Source organism: Aureimonas mangrovi, assembly GCF_014058705.1.
GTDB lineage: Bacteria > Pseudomonadota > Alphaproteobacteria > Rhizobiales > Rhizobiaceae > Aureimonas > Aureimonas mangrovi.
Map to the genome: position 1 here is coordinate 1,484,582 of NZ_CP059692.1, position 15,510 is coordinate 1,500,091.

Here is a 15,510-nt window from a genome sequence, read left to right on the forward strand (position 1 = left end):
ACGGCCTTACGATTTTCTTGCTTTGGCCATAGTGCCTTAACCACCGCTTAACCATCGCGAGGCGATGAATGTTCTCCGGCCTGATGGCTATGGGGAATGAGCGGATTCATGACGACGCATGTCGCAATGCTGATGGGTGGTTTCTCGTCCGAAAGGCCGGTCAGCCTCTCTTCGGGCAATGCCTGCGCCGATGCTCTCGAGGCCGAGGGCTTCCGCGTCACCCGCATCGATGTCGCCCGCGACGTGGCGTCCGTCCTGCGTGAACTGAAGCCGGATGTCGCTTTCAATGCCCTTCACGGGCCGTTCGGCGAGGACGGGACGATCCAGGGCATCCTGGAGTTCCTGACGATCCCCTACACGCATTCGGGCGTTCTCGCCTCGGCACTGGCTATGAACAAGGAGAAGGCGAAGATCGTCGCCAAAGCGGCCGGCATTCCGCTGGCCGAATCCCGTCTCGTCGACCGCCGAGAGGCTGGGCGCGCGCATGTGATGACCCCGCCCTACGTCGTGAAGCCCGTCGCGGAAGGTTCGTCCTTCGGCGTCCTCATCGTGCGTGAGGATCACGCCCATCCGCCGCAGGAGCTGACGGGCGCCGAGTGGGCCTTCGGCGAGACGGTGATGATCGAGCGCTATGTCCACGGGCGCGAACTGACCTGCGCTGTGATGGGCGACGTCGCGCTCGGCGTCTGCGAGATCAAGTCGAACGACCACGCGTTCTACGATTACGAATCCAAATATTCGCCAGGCGGCTCGACGCACATCGTGCCGGCCGACCTGCCGGCGCACGTCACCGCGAAGGTGCAGGAACATTCCCTGGCCGCGCATCGCGCGCTCGGCTGCAGGGGCGTGACGCGTTCCGACTTTCGCTACGACGACCGCTTCGGCGAGGGCGGAGAACTCGCCTGGCTGGAGATCAACACGCAGCCCGGCATGACGCCGACATCGCTCGTGCCGGACATCGCGCGCGCGGCCGGCCACTCCTTCGGCGAGCTCTTGAGCTGGATGGTGGGAGATGCCTCGTGCGCGCGCTGACCCACAGGGCCTCGCCCGAGGAGCGCATGGAGCGGCTGGCGCTGCGTGCCGGCATTGCCATGAAGCGCATCAACGGCTACGCGCATCGTCTGCAGCGCCTGCCGCTGCCGCGCTTCTGGATGATGGCGAGCGTCGTCCTCTCGTCTTCCGCGCTCTACGGCACGGCACTCGGCGGCCATGCGCCCGTCGTCCTCGATACGATCAGCGCGCCCTTCGGCTTCTCGATCGATCGCGTCGACGTCTCCGGCAATTCGGAGACCTCGCAGATCGACATCCTGCAGACGCTCTACATGACCGGCGCGCAGACAGTCGCCGGGCTCGATGTCGAGGCGACCCGCGAGGCCATCGAGGCCATGCCGTGGATCGACCAGGCGAGCATCACCAAGGTCTATCCCGACCGCGTCGCCGTCGAGGTGGTGGAGCGCGCGCCCTACGCCGTGTGGCAGCGCGGGCGCGAGCTCATGGTCATCGATCGCGATGGAAACGAGATCGTCCCCTACGCGACGACCCGCTTCACCGATCTGCCCTTCGTGGTGGGGGCGGGGGCGGAGCGCGACGCCGCCGAGCTGCTCGACCGGATCGAGGTGATCCCGGAGCTGACGCCGCGGATTCGCGCCTATGTGCGCGTCGCCCACCGGCGATGGGATCTGCATCTCGACAACGGGGTGATCGTGAAGCTGCCGGAGATCGACCCGATCGAGGCCGCGGCCGAAGTGGTCCGCATGGACCGCGACACCGGTCTCCTGTCGCGCGACATCGTCTCGGTCGACATGCGCGTCGACGACCGGATGACCGTCAAACTGACGCCCGAAGCGAAGGAGCGGCGCGAGGCCGCGCTTGCGGAACGGGCGCGTCTTGCCAAGGCCCGCAGGGAGAACCCCGTATGAGCCTCTTCGCGTCCCGAGCCGGCGCGCTGCCCCGTGTCCCCCGTCTCTCGCAGCGGCGCGCCAGCGTCGTCTCCGTGCTCGACGTCGGATCGTCCAAGGTCACGTGCCTGATCGCCCGGCTGAAGCCGCGCGCCCACGGCGAGGTGCTGCCGACGCGCACCCACCTCGTCGAAGTGATCGGCGTCGGCCATCACCGCTCGCGCGGCATCAAGTCCGGCGTCGTGGTGGATCTGGCTGCGGCCGAGACCTCGATCCGCGCCTGCGTCGATGCGGCCGAGCGTATGGCGGGGCTGACGGTGGAGTCGCTTGTCGTCTCGATCAGTGCCGGGCGCCTGAAAAGCTCGCGCGGCCATGCCGAGCTCACCATCGCCGGCAACGAGACCTCGCAGAGCGATCTCAAGCGCGTCCTTAACAACGCTTCGCGTGCCCAGATCGAGACAGGCCGCCTGCCGCTGCATTCGATACCCTTCGACCTTTCCCTCGACGGCGAGGGCGGCTTGGAGGATCCGGTCGGCATGACCGGCGAGACGCTGGGCGCCGAGCTGCACGTCCTTTCGGCGGAAGAGACGCCGCTGCGCAATCTCGAGATGGCGGTCAACCGCGCCCAGCTCGTGGTCGAGGCCTTCGTCGCCAGCCCGTATGCCAGCGGCCTCGCGACCCTCGTCGAGGACGAGGCGCAGATGGGCTCGGCCTGCATCGACATGGGCGCGGGCACGACGACGATCTCGATCTTCAACAACGGTCGTTTCGCCTATGCCGACGCGGTGGCGCTCGGCGGCCAGCACATCACGATGGATCTGGCGCGCGGCCTTTCGATCCGCACCGAGCAGGCCGAGCGGCTGAAGGTCATGCACGGCAACGCCATGACCGAGCTTCTCGAAGACGGCGAGACGATCACGGTCGCTCCCTTGGGCTGCGACGGCGTCGACGAGCCGATGAGCGTGTCGCGCTCTCTCATCGCGCGCATCATCCGTCCGCGCGTCGAGGAAACGCTGGAGGCCATCCGCGACCGGCTGGCGGCCTCCGGGCTCGGCCATGTCATCGGCAAGCGCGTCGTCCTGACGGGCGGGGCGAGCCAGCTCGCCGGCTTGCCGGACGTGTGCCGGGACATCCTCCAGCGCAACGTGCGCCTCGGCCGGCCCGTCGGCATCGCAGGCCTGTCGGCGTCCAACAAGGGCCCGGCCTTCGCCACCGCTGCCGGCCTCCTGATCTACCCGCAGGTGGCGCTGCATGAGTTCGTGCCGGAGAGCTCTCCGATCGACTTCGCCTTCGACGAGGCGACGCGCATCGGCCGGGTCGGCTCCTGGCTCCGGAGAAGTTTCTGAGAAGTGAACGGCGCAAGCTTCGAGCTTGCCCCGGCGTTTACGGTGCCAGCCACGCACTGGCGGAACAAATCTTGAGACGATCAGCGGCCGGCGCGGCGAGACGGCCCACTGCGAAAGGAAATTCGAGGTCATGAGTATCAACCTGCAGAAGCCGGACATCACCGAGCTCAAGCCCCGCATCACCGTCTTCGGTGTCGGCGGCGGCGGCTGCAACGCCGTCAACAACATGATCAACGCCGGCCTTGAGGGCGTGGAGTTCGTGATCGCCAACACCGACGCCCAGGCGCTGCGCTCCTCGCGCGCTGAGCGCGTCATCCAGATGGGCGTGGCCGTCACCGAAGGCCTCGGCGCCGGCTCGCAGCCCGAGGTCGGCCGCGCGGCCGCCGAGGAATCCCTCGACGAGATCTGCGATCACCTCCTCGGCTCGCACATGTGCTTTGTGACCGCCGGTATGGGCGGCGGCACCGGCACGGGCGCTGCGCCCGTCGTCGCTCGTGCTGCGCGCGAGAAGGGCATCCTGACCGTCGGCGTCGTCACCAAGCCTTTCCACTTCGAAGGTCAGCGCCGCCTGCGCATCGCCGAGCAGGGCATCGAGGATCTGCAGAAGAGCGTCGACACGCTCATCGTGATCCCGAACCAGAACCTCTTCCGCATCGCCAACGACAAGACCACCTTCGCCGATGCCTTCGGCATGGCCGACCAGGTGCTCTACTCGGGCGTCGCCTGCATCACCGACCTGATGGTCAAGGAAGGCCTGATCAACCTCGACTTCGCCGACGTCCGCTCGGTGATGCGCGAGATGGGCAAGGCGATGATGGGCACGGGCGAGGCGTCCGGCGAGGGCCGCGCGATGGCCGCCGCCGAGGCCGCGATCGCCAACCCGCTCCTCGACGAGACCTCGATGAAGGGCGCCAAGGGCCTTCTGATCTCGATCACCGGCGGCCGCGACCTCACCCTCTTCGAGGTGGACGAGGCGGCGACCCGCATCCGCGAGGAAGTCGACCAGGACGCCAACATCATCCTCGGCGCGACCTTCGACGAGGCGCTGGAAGGCGTGATCCGCGTTTCGGTCGTGGCGACGGGCATCGACAAGACCGCCGCCGAGGCGTTCGACCGCCAGCCGGAGACGCGCGCCGTTCCGGCTCCGCGCCCGGCCGCCGTGCCGGCGGCTGCCGCCCCGGCGCCGCAGGCTCCGGTCCATGTGCCCGCGCCGCAGCCGGCCGCTCCGGTCTATGCGCATGCTCCCCTCGCTGCCGCGCCGGCACCGGTCATGCACGATCTCGAAGACGACTTCACCGCCGCTCTCGAAGCCGAAATCGCCCAGGTCGCCCCGCAGGCCGCTGCCCCGCGCATGCCGCGCGTGGAGGACTTCCCGCCGGTGGTGCAGGCCGAGATGGAGCGTCGCGGTGCCCAGCCGGACGCTCACGCCGACGACAAGGGCCCGATGGGCCTCCTGCGCCGCCTGACGACCGGCCTGACCCGCCACGAGGAGGAGGCCGGCATGGCCGCACCGCGTGCGCCCGAGCTGCGCCGTCCGGCGCACGGGGAGGCCAGCCCCTACGCCCCGCGCCGTGCCGCTGCCGATTCGGCAGCGCGCCCGGTGAGCCAGGTTCGCCAGCCGAGCGAAGACGACCAGCTCGAAATCCCGGCTTTCCTTCGCCGCCAGTCGAGCTGACGCGTTCACGAAACTCACTTCGTAACAGTGAAGCCCGCTTCCACCGGAAGCGGGCTTTTCGTTTAAGGCTTTGTTTTCGCTGTCGTTAACGAGCGCTTAATTCGACGAATGGTAATAAGAAGTAAGAAACCGTGATTTGGTTTCAGGCATCGCATTCCACTACCTAGAGGCCATACGGCGCGCATGTTTCGCGCTGAATTGAAATGGCGTTGAGCGGTGTCGGGATGGTTGCTGTCTTCCTCGTCCGAACGACCCGCGATTTCGCGTCAGGGGAAATGCCAGAGTGACTCAGCATCAACAGACCATCGGCGCCCGCATCGGCTTCAACGGGGTGGGCGTGCATAGCGGTGCTGCGGTGGAAATGGCGATTCATCCTGCCGACGCCGATACTGGTATCGTCTTCCATATCTTCGAGCCCTCGGGCCTGATCCGCGAGATCGCGGCCGTTTCCACCAATGTCTCCGTCAACGACCTCTCCACCGTGGTCGGCGACATGGCCGGCGTGCATGTCGCGACGGTCGAGCACCTGATGGCCGCGCTTTACGCGATGGGGATCGACAACGCCGTCGTCGAGATCGACGGCCGCGAAGTGCCGATCATGGAAGGCGATTCCCGCGCCTTTGTCGAGGCGATCGAGGGCGCCGGCATCGTACGCCAGCGGGCCCGCCGCCGCTTCATCCGCGTGTTGAAGCCCGTCAGCGTCGAGATGAAGGGCGCGACGGCGCAGTACCTGCCCTACGAGGGCACGCGCTTCGAGATCGAGATCGATTTCGCGACGGCCGCGATCGGGCGCCAGCGCTTTGCCGCGGACCTGACGCCGGAAACCTTCCGCAACGAGCTCTCCCGCGCGCGCACCTTCGGCTTCATGAAGGACGTCGAGCGGCTTTGGGCTTCAGGCCATGCGCTCGGCTCCTCGCTCGACAATTCCGTAGTCATCGGAGACGACGATCGCGTGATCAATCCGGGCGGCCTGCGCTACCCGGACGAGTTCGTGCGGCACAAGACGCTGGACGCGATCGGCGATCAGGCGATGGCGGGCGTGCGCATCCTCGGCTGCTATCGTTCCTACCGCGGCGGGCATCGGCTGAACGCCCTGGCGCTGCGTGCGCTTCTGGCCGACCGGACCGCCTACGAGGTCGTGGAAATGCCGGCCCGCGTGGCCGCGCGCGGCGGCAAGGCTGCGCCGCTGGCCGCGGTCGCGGCTTCGGCCTACGGCCCGCAGGTGCTCTGAGGCATCTGCGCGGCAGACCGCACGCGCCTCAAAAAAGGCGCCTTGGCGCGGCTTGAAGCGTTGTCGGCCTGCCGTCTTCTGATCTAAGAGCGGTGCGAAGGCCTCGATGATACGCATGCCAGGGGCGAGGGGAGCAGAGGATTTGACGATGATGCGCCATTCTTCGAACGGACGGTCTGCGATCGGGCGGGCCTCGCTCGGCATGGCGCTCGCGGCCTCGCTGATTTCGCTGTCGGCCTGCATGGGCGGCGGGGACGACAATTTCGACGCGCTCGCCCTCGCGTCGCAGACCGAACCGGCAGACGTCCTTTACAATCAGGGCCTGGCCAATCTCGACGCCGGCAATCTCGGCGAAGCGCAGGCGAAGTTCCAGGCGATCGACCGCCAGCATCCCTACTCCGAATATGCGCGACGAGCGCTCATCATGCGCTCCTTCGCCGCCTATCGCGCGGCCGATTACGATGAGGCGGTTTCCTCGGCGCGTCGCTACGTGTCGCTCTATCCGGGTTCGGATGAAGCGGCCTACGCTCAGTACATCACCGGCATGTCCTACTTCCGGCAGATGCCCGACGTGACGCGCGATCAGGCCCAGACGGCACGCGCCGCCGCTGCCATGCAGGAGGTGATCGACCGCTATCCAGAGTCCGAGTACGTGGCGGATGCCGAGGCGAAACTTCGCCAGACGCGCGACCAGCTCGCGGGCAAGGAAATGCAGGTCGGCCGCTACTATCTCGAGCGGCGTGAATACGTCGCCGCCATCAACCGCTTCAAGAACGTCGTCGATACCTATCCGCGCACCCGCCATGTCGAGGAGGCGCTGGCGCGCCTGACTGAGGCCTACATGGCGATGGGCCTGCGGCAGGAAGCACAGGCTTCGGCCTCGGTGCTCGGCCAGAACTTCCCCGATTCTCAGTGGTACAACGACAGCTACGCGCTTCTTCAGAACGACGGGCTTCGCCCGCAGGAGGCAGGCCCGACCTCCTGGTTCTCGAGCGCGACGCGTCTTATCACCGGCGGCCAGCGCGAAGCAGCACCTGCCGCCACCGCAGAGCCCGTCGTCGGGCCGCCGCCGGTTTCCTGATCCGGTAAGCTATCGCGAGAAAAGGCCGGCCAGAGCGCCGGCCTTTTTCTTGACCGGGTGACAGCGCCGTAGAACCAATCGCGGGAGCGGCCGTGGGGCGTTCGAAAAGACGCACGTCGCCGCACGGGGCTTTGCCCCGGGGCCGTGAGCGCCTATCTTCGCGCGTCGCTGCCAGATGAGCAGCTCCAGGCGAAACCGCTTCGACCCCTTCATGCTCGTCCATCTCTCGATCCGCGACATCGTTCTCATCGAAAGGCTCGACCTCTCGTTGAAGAACGGCCTTTCCGTGCTGACGGGCGAGACCGGCGCGGGCAAGTCCATCCTCCTCGACGCCCTCTCGCTGGCGCTCGGGGGGCGCGGCGACGGCTCGCTCGTGCGCCACGGCGCCAAGCAGGGCGAGATCAGCGCGGTCTTCGACTTGCCGGCGGGCCACCGCGCGCGCGACCTCCTGCGCGAGAACGGTTTCGAAGACGACGGCGATCTCGTCCTGCGCCGCGTGCAGGGTGCGGACGGGCGCACGCGCGTCTTCGTCAACGATCGCCCGGCCAGCGTTGCCATGATGCGCGATCTCGGCGTCGGCCTCGTCGAGATCCACGGCCAGCACGACGACCGCGCACTCGTCGATCCCGAGGCGCATCGCGCGCTTCTGGACGCCTTCGGCGGACATCAGGTCGAGGCGCAGGCGGTTTCGGCCGCCTTCATGAAGTGGCGCGCAGCGCAGGCCGAACTCTCCCGGCACCGCGTGCGCGTCGAGGAAGCGGCGCGCGAGGCGGACTATCTGCGCGCCTGCGTCGACGAATTGTCGGAGCTCCAGCCGCTGCCCGGCGAGGAGGAGGAACTGGCCGACAAGCGACAGACGATGATGCGCTCGGAGAAGATCGCGAGCGACGTCAACGACGCGCATGAGGAACTGTCCGGTCCGGCGTCTCCCATTCCGGCTCTCGCCGGGCTTCTTCGCCGGCTAGACCGGCGCAAGGACGAGCTTCCCGGCCTTCTCGACGAGGCGTTGAGCCGTCTCGATGCGGCACTGGATTCGCTCTCGGACGCGCAGATGAGCCTGCAGGGCGCGCTGCGTTCGCTGGAGTTCGATCCGCGCGCGCTGGAGACCACCGAAGAGCGGCTGTTCGCGCTGCGTGCGGCGGGGCGCAAGTTCAACCGGCCGGTCGACGATCTGCCTGCGCTCGCGGAGAAGATGATCGCCGATCTCGCCGAACTCGATGCCGGCGAGGAGCGTGTTGCCGTCCTCGAGCGCGAGGTGGCCGAGCGGCGCGAGCACTTCCATGCGCTGGCAGCCAGTTTGTCCGCCAGACGTCACGAGGCGGCTCGTCTCCTGGAAGCCGCCGTCATGGCGGAGCTGCCGGACCTCAAACTCGAGCGCGCCCAGTTCATCGTTGAAATGGTGAGCGATCCCGAGCGGGCGAACGAGGCCGGCATCGACACGGCTGAATTCTACGTGCGCACCAATCCCGGCACGCGTGCGGGACCGATGATGAAGGTCGCATCGGGCGGTGAACTCTCGCGGTTTCTCCTGGCGCTGAAGGTGGCTCTGGCCGATCGTGGCTCAGCCCCGACCCTCGTCTTCGACGAGATCGACACCGGGGTCGGCGGCGCGGTGGCGGATGCGATCGGGCGCCGCCTCAAGCGCCTGGCCGAGCGCGTGCAGGTTCTGTCCGTCACCCACGCGCCGCAGGTGGCGGCGCGCGCGGCCAATCATCTCCTGATCTCCAAGAGCGGAGCGGCCGGGGCCGAGGAGCGCGTGGCAACGCGGGTGGCCGAGATGGACCTAGTCGCCCGAAGGGAGGAAATCGCCCGCATGCTGGCGGGCGAACACGTGACGGAGGAGGCGCGGGCCGCGGCCTCCCGGTTGATAGGACAGGAGGCCTGATGCGATGGACCGCACCGTTTCGATCCTGATCGCCGGTGCTGGTCCAACGGGGCTCGCCGCCGCCGTCGAGCTGAAGCGATACGGTTTCTCGCCGCGCATCGTCGACCGCGACGACGGGCCGACGCCGCCGGATCAATCCCGCGCGCTGGGCATCCTTCCGCCGACGCTTCGCGTTCTGGAGGCGAGCGGGCTCACGGAACGGCTCCTCGCCGAAGGCCAGCGCGTCCAGCGCCTCACCATCCATCTCGACGGGCGGGCGCTCGCCACGATGCGCACACAATGGGCTCGCGAGACGCGCTATCCTTTCATGCTCACTTTGCCGCAGGGCAGCACCGAGCGGGCGATGCTCGACTGGCTGGAAGGGCAGGGCGTTTCCGTGGAATGGAACAATCCCGTGACGTGGCTTCGCTCAGGGCCGGGCGGGGCAGAGGTCGAACTTGCGAGCGGCGAAAGGATACGGGCCGACATCGTCTTCGGCGCGGATGGCGCCCGCTCGATCGTACGGCGCGATGCCGGGATCGAATGGGGCGGGGAGGACTATCCAGCACGGTTCGCGCTGGCCGACCTGCGCCTGTCGAAGCCGATCGACCCGACCGAGCTTCACGGCCTGCTGCGCTCGGAAGGCGGCGCGACGGCTCTGTTCCCGCTGCGGGCCGATCTTCTGCGCGTCGTTGGCTTCGATGTCTCGACGCGGGACGTTATCGATAAGACGCCGAATGTCGCGAAGATCGTCTGGGAATCGGACTTCACAGTCACTTTCCGCCATGCCGGACGCATGCAGGCCGGGCGCGTTTTTCTGGCTGGAGACGCGGCGCATGTCCATTCGCCCGTCGGCGCGCGGGGCATGAACCTCGGCATCCACGATGCGGCGACTTTCGCTTTTCTGCTCTCGCAGGGCCGTGAAGGCGAGTACGAGGGCGAGAGGCTGCCGGTGGCGCGGCGCGTGGTCGCCTCCACGCGGCGGATGACGGACTTCGTGCGCAGGCGTCCGGCCATTGCCAGCCGCGCCCTGCCCATCGCCCTGCCGCTTGCCGCCCGAACGCCTTTCCTTCGTCGGCGCATCGTCGAGAACGTTCTCGGGCTTGACCTGACGCCATCCTGGCTTCGATAGCTCCAAGCGTTATCGATCCGAACGGGCATGCCAGATATGAGCCGCGAAACCGCCGTCGAAGCCCTCTCGCGCGAACAGGCCGAGGCCGAACTGGCGGCACTCGCCGGCGAGATCGCGGCGGCTGATGAGCGCTATTACGCGGACGACGCGCCGGAGATCACCGACGCGCAGTATGACGAACTGCGTCGGCGCAACACGGCGATCGAGGAGCGCTTCCCCGACCTCGTGCGGCCCGACACGCCGTCGAAGCGCGTCGGAACCGCACCGGCAGCGAAGTTCGGCAAGATTCGCCATGCCCTGCCGATGCTCTCGCTCGACAATGCCTTTTCCGACGAGGACGTGGCGGACTTCGCACGCCGCGTGCGCCGCTTCCTGAAGCTCGGCGACGATGCGCCGCTGGCCATCACCGCCGAGCCGAAGATCGACGGACTTTCGCTGTCGCTTCGCTACGAGGGCGGCAAGCTCGTTTCGGCGGCGACGCGCGGCGACGGGTCGGTCGGCGAGGACGTCACACAGAACGCGCTGACGCTCGATGATATTCCGCGTCGGCTGAAAGGCGAGGCGCCCGACATTTTCGAGGTGCGCGGCGAGGTCTATATGAGCCACGCCGATTTCGCAGCCCTCAACGCCCGACGCGAAGCTGAGGGGCTCGCACTCTTTGCCAACCCGCGCAACGCGGCGGCTGGCTCGCTGCGTCAGCTCGACCCGGCGGTCACGAGATCCCGGCCACTGCGGTTCTTCGCTTATGCCTGGGGGGAAGCGAGCGCGCTGCCGGCCAGCACCCAGATGGAGATGGTCGCCGCGCTCGGCCGGTTCGGCTTCCCGATCAACGAGCGGATGAAGCGCTTCACCGGCATCGCAGAACTCATCGCGCACTACCATGCCATCGAGGAGGCGAGGGCCTCGCTCGGCTACGACATCGACGGCGTGGTCTACAAGGTCGACGACCTCGGTCTTCAGGAGCGGCTCGGCTTCGTCTCGCGTTCGCCGCGCTGGGCGATTGCCCACAAGTTCACGGCCGAGAAGGCGACGACGGTGGTGGAGGCGATCGACATCAATGTCGGGCGCACCGGCAAGCTCGCTCCGTTGGCGCGACTGCGGCCCGTGACGGTGGGGGGCGTCGTCGTCTCCAACGTCACGCTCCACAACGAGGACTATATCGCCGGGCGGGACGCTTCGGGCGAGCCGATCCGGGGCGGGCGCGACATCCGCATCGGCGACGCGGTGGTGATCCAGCGCGCCGGCGATGTGATCCCACAGGTGCTCGACGTCGTCGAGGAGAAGCGCCCGGCCGGTGCCGTGCCCTTCGCATTTCCGGACCACTGCCCGATCTGCGGGTCGAAGGCGGCGCGGGAGATCAACGCGCGCACCGGACGCCCGGATTCGGTGCGCCGCTGCACGGCCGGGCTTACCTGCCCGGCGCAGGGGCGCGAGGGGCTGAAGCATTTCGTCTCGCGCGCAGCCTTTGACATCGACGGTCTCGGCGACCGGCTGATCGAGGCGATGTTCGACGAGGGTATGGTCCACCAGCCGGCGGACATCTTCAAGCTGTCGCTCGGGCCGGTGAAGGCGTTGATGGAACAACGCGCGCTTGCCATGCGGCTGGAACGCGAGGCTGCCGAGGACGCCGAACTGGCGGCATCCGGCAAGGAGGCGCGCAAGCGCGGTGATCGCAAGACCTACGACTACTCCAAGGCCGCACAGAACCTTCTGGCCGCGATCGAGGCGAAGAAGACGGTGGACCTCAACCGCTTCGTCTTCGCGCTCGGCATTCCGCATATCGGCGAGACCTCGGCCAAGGCGCTCGCACGGCATTTCGAAGATGTGCGCGCGCTGATCGACGGCGCTGCCGCTGCAGCGAAAGCGCGCCCGGGGGAGGCGTGGGACCGGCTGACCGCGCTTCGCGGTTTCGGCGAAGGCTCGAAGGCACTGGAGGGCCTTGTGGCGGCCGTGGAAGAGAAGGGCGAAACGCCTGACTTCGACCCGACGCAGCATGCGGGACTGCGCCTCAACGCGCCCCAGCGCGTCGCCCTGCGCGAGAGCTTCGGCGCCGGCAGCGCGATGGTGGAGGGTTTGAGGACGGCGATCGGCGCGCGGGCGGGTGAGGCGTACCGGGCGATCGCCGCCGACAGCGACATCGGCCCCGTCGCGGCGCACTCGCTGATCGGTTTCTTCGACGAAGCGCACAACCGCGAGGCCGTCCAGGCGCTTCTGGATGCCGGCGTCTCGACCGAGAACCCGCTCTTCCACCGGGCCGAGGTGGCGTCGCCCGTCGCTGGGAAGACGGTGGTCTTCACCGGCTCCCTCGAGAAGATGACGCGGGACGAGGCCAAGGGCATGGCCGAAGCTCTGGGCGCGCGTGTCGCGGGCTCGGTCTCGGCCAAGACAGACCTCGTGGTGGCTGGCCCTGGCGCGGGCTCCAAGCTCTCGAAGGCTGCCGAACTCGGGATCGAGGTTCTCGACGAGGACGGCTGGTTTGAGCGCATCGGGCGAACGCCGGGCTGAGCCTTCTGGGCGTGACGCCACGCTCCATCTTGGCGTGACGCCACGCTCCATCTTGGCTAATGTCGCAGGCGACGCTCCCGGAGACTTCGACATGCGCGCCACTGCCTTCGCCCTCACGATCGGCCTCGCAAGCATCGTTCAGCCGGCTGCGGCGCAGGACATGGTCGATGCGACGAACCCGGAAATCATCGCCGAACTCGTGCGCGGCTTCGGCTCGGCTCGCCTGAGCGTGGCGGGCGACAACACCCCGATGATCGAGGGACGCATCGAGGGAACGGCCTTCTCGATCTTCTTCTACGAATGCGACGAGACGGACGCCAATTGCCGATCCGTCAGCTTCTCCGCGAGTTGGGACATCGACGGCGTGAGCGTCGAGATGGTCAATGCCTGGAACCGCGACAAGCGCTTTGGGCGCACCTACGTGGACGACGAGGGTGACCCCGTTCTGGAGATGGACGTCAATCTCTATAGTTCCGTTTCCGCCGCCAATTTCGAGGACACGATCGACTGGTGGCGGATCGTTATGGCGGACTTCAAGTCGAACGTCATCGACATAGCCTCTACGGGCTCGGGTGCGACCCAGCCGAATGACGACGCGGAATTGATCCCCGGCGCCGAACGCCTCTGACAGGCTTTTCAAGGGCGCTTGGTCCGCGTTAGGAAGCTGCCTCACGACCTGGGGCTCCTCAATGACAGCGCGTCCGGAATTCGCCCTAGCGGTGCGCGATACCGCGCCGCTTCTCCTTGCGCTGATGCCGTTCGGCGTGGTGTTCGGTGCGCTTTCGGTCGACAGCGGGCTGAGCGTCGTCGAAACGCTGGGCTTCTCCATGATCGTCTATGCCGGAACGGCGCAGTTCGTGGCGCTCCAGTTGATAGCCGTCTCGGCGCCGCTGTGGTCAATCCTGCTCGCCGTCTTCGCACTCAACTTCCGGCATGTCCTGTATTCCGCCTCGCTCGGGCGTCAGTTCACGCGCTTCACCATGGGCCAGAAGGCGGCGGCCTTTTTCGTTCTCGTCGATCCGCTCTTCGCCCTCGGCGAGACACGCGCGGCGGAACGTGAGTTGACGCGCACCTACTACTTCACCTCCGGCTTGGTGCTCTATTTGGGATGGCAGATCGCGACGCTTGCCGGCGCGATCTTCGGTGGCCTCATCACGGACCAGCGCGCCGTCGGGCTCGATCTGGCGCTGCCGGTCTACTTCCTGGCGCAGACACTCGCCTTCCGCGCTCGTCCCGGCTTCCTGGCGGCCGCGGGCGCGGCGGCGATCACGGCGATACCTGCCTATCTCTTCCTCGGCACGCCATGGCACGTCACGATCGGCGGCGTGACGGGGATTGCGGTCGCCGCAATGTTGCCGCCGCGACAGGCCGATCCCGCGCCGGTGGAGGCAACGCCGTGAACGCCGATCTCTGGCTCCTGATCGTTCTTGCCGGCGTCCTCACCTATATCACCCGCTTCGCTGGCCATCTTCTTCTGTCGAGACTGGGGACGATTCCACCGCGACTTGACGCGGCGTTGAACGCGGTACCGCCGGCCATGCTGATCACCATCGTCGTGCCCGCCTTCGTCGACGGCGGCTGGGTCGAGAGGCTGGTGATCGTCGGCTCGGGGATTCTCGCCTTGCGGATCTCGGTCCTCAACTCGGTGATCATCGGGGTCGGCGCGATCGCACTCCTGCGCGCGCTCGGGGCCTGAAACGAAGAGAGGCGCGGCAGCCTCTCGGCCCCGCGCCCCTCGTTTAGATCGCTGTACTTGCGCTCAGACGTCCTGAATCGCCGTCAGCTTCCACTCATCCTGATGGTCGCGCAGGAAGGTCCAGATTTCGGTCGATTCGACCGCGTCGGTGTCGCTGCCCTCGACGATCGCGCCACTCTCCCGGTCACGCAGCCACTGTACCATCGAATAGCGCATGGCGACCGTGGCGTACTCGCGCGAGCCTTCCTTCCAGCTTTCGGCGATGTCGCCCTGCAGCAGCTTGACCTCGCCGACCTCGCTTTTCACGCCACGCGTAGCGTTCTGCGAGAGTTCCTCGGAGAGGTAGGAGGCGATCTCCGGCGTCGTGATCTCGCGGATCGCGGCGTAGTCCTCCCGGGCGAACGCATCCTGGAGCTGATAGAGTCGCTGCTCAAAGATATCGAGGTCCGCGCCGGTGACACCCAACTCGTCGCCCTTGGACACGCTGGCGGCCGATGCCGTGCCACCGCGGCCGAGGCCGGCGCCGAGATGGCGGAAGTCCGGCCGGCCCGAGCCGCCCGTCGGCGCCGGGGACCCCCCGCCATAGGCGGCACGCTGCATCGGCTGTCCGCCGCCAGCTGCCGCGGGCTGCGAACGCGAGCGGAAGAGACGAATCAGCAGGAAGGCGACACCGGCGATCAGCAGGATCTGCAGGAGGAAGCCCATCATGCCGGCAAGGCCGCCGAAGCCGGTGCCCATGAGCACGCCGAAGAGACCGCCGAGGAGAAGGCCGCGCATCAGCGGCGAGCCCATGAAGCCGCCGCGGGTGGCCGCCGCCCGGCCTGCCACTGCGCCCGCGGCCGGGGCGGCGGCGCCAGGATTGCCAGGCGTCATGGAGCGCTGGACGGGCGCGGCCGAAGGCGCCGTGTTGGTGGCCGGCGCCGACTGGAAGGTGCGCGCACCGCGCGAGCCGAAGCCGCCGCCGCGCCGTGCCTCGGCGAAATCGACCGCGACCGACGAGAAGATCAGCGTGAAAACGGCAAGAAGCGTTGCGAACCTGAACCTGTGAAGCGCGATCATTCCCATCTCCCACGCATGTCGTT

At 67.5% G+C, this 15,510-nt stretch carries 13 protein-coding genes; 12 read left to right on the top strand and 1 reads right to left on the bottom strand.

Going from position 1 to position 15,510, the window contains the following annotated elements; translation table 11 throughout:
- Nucleotides 1-96: 96 nt before the first annotated feature.
- From H1343_RS06900 to H1343_RS06955, 12 genes are all read left to right on the top strand, one after another.
- Nucleotides 97-1,032, top strand: coding sequence for a D-alanine--D-alanine ligase (locus H1343_RS06900; RefSeq protein WP_246333406.1), 936 nt, complete (start codon nucleotides 97-99; stop codon nucleotides 1,030-1,032).
- Entirely contained in the window at nucleotides 1,020-1,919 is a 900-nt protein-coding gene (locus tag H1343_RS06905) for a cell division protein FtsQ/DivIB (protein ID WP_246333414.1), read from the top strand. The genes H1343_RS06900 and H1343_RS06905 overlap by 13 nt, the downstream gene beginning before the upstream one ends.
- Nucleotides 1,916-3,244 (top strand): cell division protein FtsA, encoded by a 1,329-nt coding sequence (gene ftsA, locus H1343_RS06910; RefSeq protein ID WP_185985161.1) that lies wholly within the window; start codon nucleotides 1,916-1,918, stop codon nucleotides 3,242-3,244. Before H1343_RS06905 ends, ftsA begins: the two co-directional genes overlap by 4 nt.
- A 130-nt stretch (nucleotides 3,245-3,374) precedes the next feature.
- A complete protein-coding gene (ftsZ, locus tag H1343_RS06915) occupies nucleotides 3,375-4,919 on the top strand; it encodes a cell division protein FtsZ (protein WP_185985162.1) in 1,545 nt (514 codons plus the stop codon).
- A gap of 283 nt (nucleotides 4,920-5,202) precedes the next feature.
- Entirely contained in the window at nucleotides 5,203-6,150 is a 948-nt protein-coding gene (gene lpxC, locus H1343_RS06920) for a UDP-3-O-acyl-N-acetylglucosamine deacetylase (protein ID WP_185985163.1), read from the top strand.
- Between the two features lie 148 nt (nucleotides 6,151-6,298).
- Nucleotides 6,299-7,231, top strand: coding sequence for an outer membrane protein assembly factor BamD (locus tag H1343_RS06925; protein ID WP_343048903.1), 933 nt, complete (start codon nucleotides 6,299-6,301; stop codon nucleotides 7,229-7,231).
- A gap of 211 nt (nucleotides 7,232-7,442) precedes the next feature.
- A complete protein-coding gene (recN, locus tag H1343_RS06930; protein ID WP_185985533.1) occupies nucleotides 7,443-9,116 on the top strand; it encodes a DNA repair protein RecN in 1,674 nt (557 codons plus the stop codon).
- A 4-nt stretch (nucleotides 9,117-9,120) separates the two neighbouring features.
- Nucleotides 9,121-10,227 (top strand): FAD-dependent oxidoreductase, encoded by a 1,107-nt coding sequence (locus H1343_RS06935; protein ID WP_185985164.1) that lies wholly within the window; start codon nucleotides 9,121-9,123, stop codon nucleotides 10,225-10,227.
- Between the two features lie 27 nt (nucleotides 10,228-10,254).
- Nucleotides 10,255-12,732, top strand: a complete 2,478-nt coding sequence (gene ligA / locus H1343_RS06940; protein ID WP_425484637.1) for an NAD-dependent DNA ligase LigA — start codon at nucleotides 10,255-10,257, stop codon at nucleotides 12,730-12,732.
- A gap of 91 nt (nucleotides 12,733-12,823) precedes the next feature.
- The gene (locus H1343_RS06945) at nucleotides 12,824-13,360 is read left to right on the top strand and encodes a YbjN domain-containing protein (RefSeq protein ID WP_185985166.1); all 537 of its coding nucleotides are present in this window, start codon (nucleotides 12,824-12,826) and stop codon (nucleotides 13,358-13,360) included.
- 61 nt (nucleotides 13,361-13,421) lie between these two features.
- Nucleotides 13,422-14,132: an AzlC family ABC transporter permease gene (locus tag H1343_RS06950; protein WP_185985167.1), complete on the top strand. Its 711-nt coding sequence runs from the start codon at nucleotides 13,422-13,424 to the stop codon at nucleotides 14,130-14,132.
- Nucleotides 14,129-14,428 carry an AzlD family protein gene (locus tag H1343_RS06955; protein WP_246333416.1) on the top strand — a complete coding sequence of 100 codons (300 nt, stop codon included), beginning with the start codon at nucleotides 14,129-14,131 and terminating at the stop codon, nucleotides 14,426-14,428. The genes H1343_RS06950 and H1343_RS06955 overlap by 4 nt, the downstream gene beginning before the upstream one ends.
- Nucleotides 14,429-14,491: 63 nt before the next feature.
- Here H1343_RS06955 and H1343_RS06960 read toward each other — a convergent pair whose 3' ends face one another.
- Nucleotides 14,492-15,487 (bottom strand): TIM44-like domain-containing protein, encoded by a 996-nt coding sequence (locus H1343_RS06960; RefSeq protein ID WP_185985169.1) that lies wholly within the window; start codon nucleotides 15,485-15,487, stop codon nucleotides 14,492-14,494.
- Between the last annotated feature and the right edge of the window lie 23 nt (nucleotides 15,488-15,510).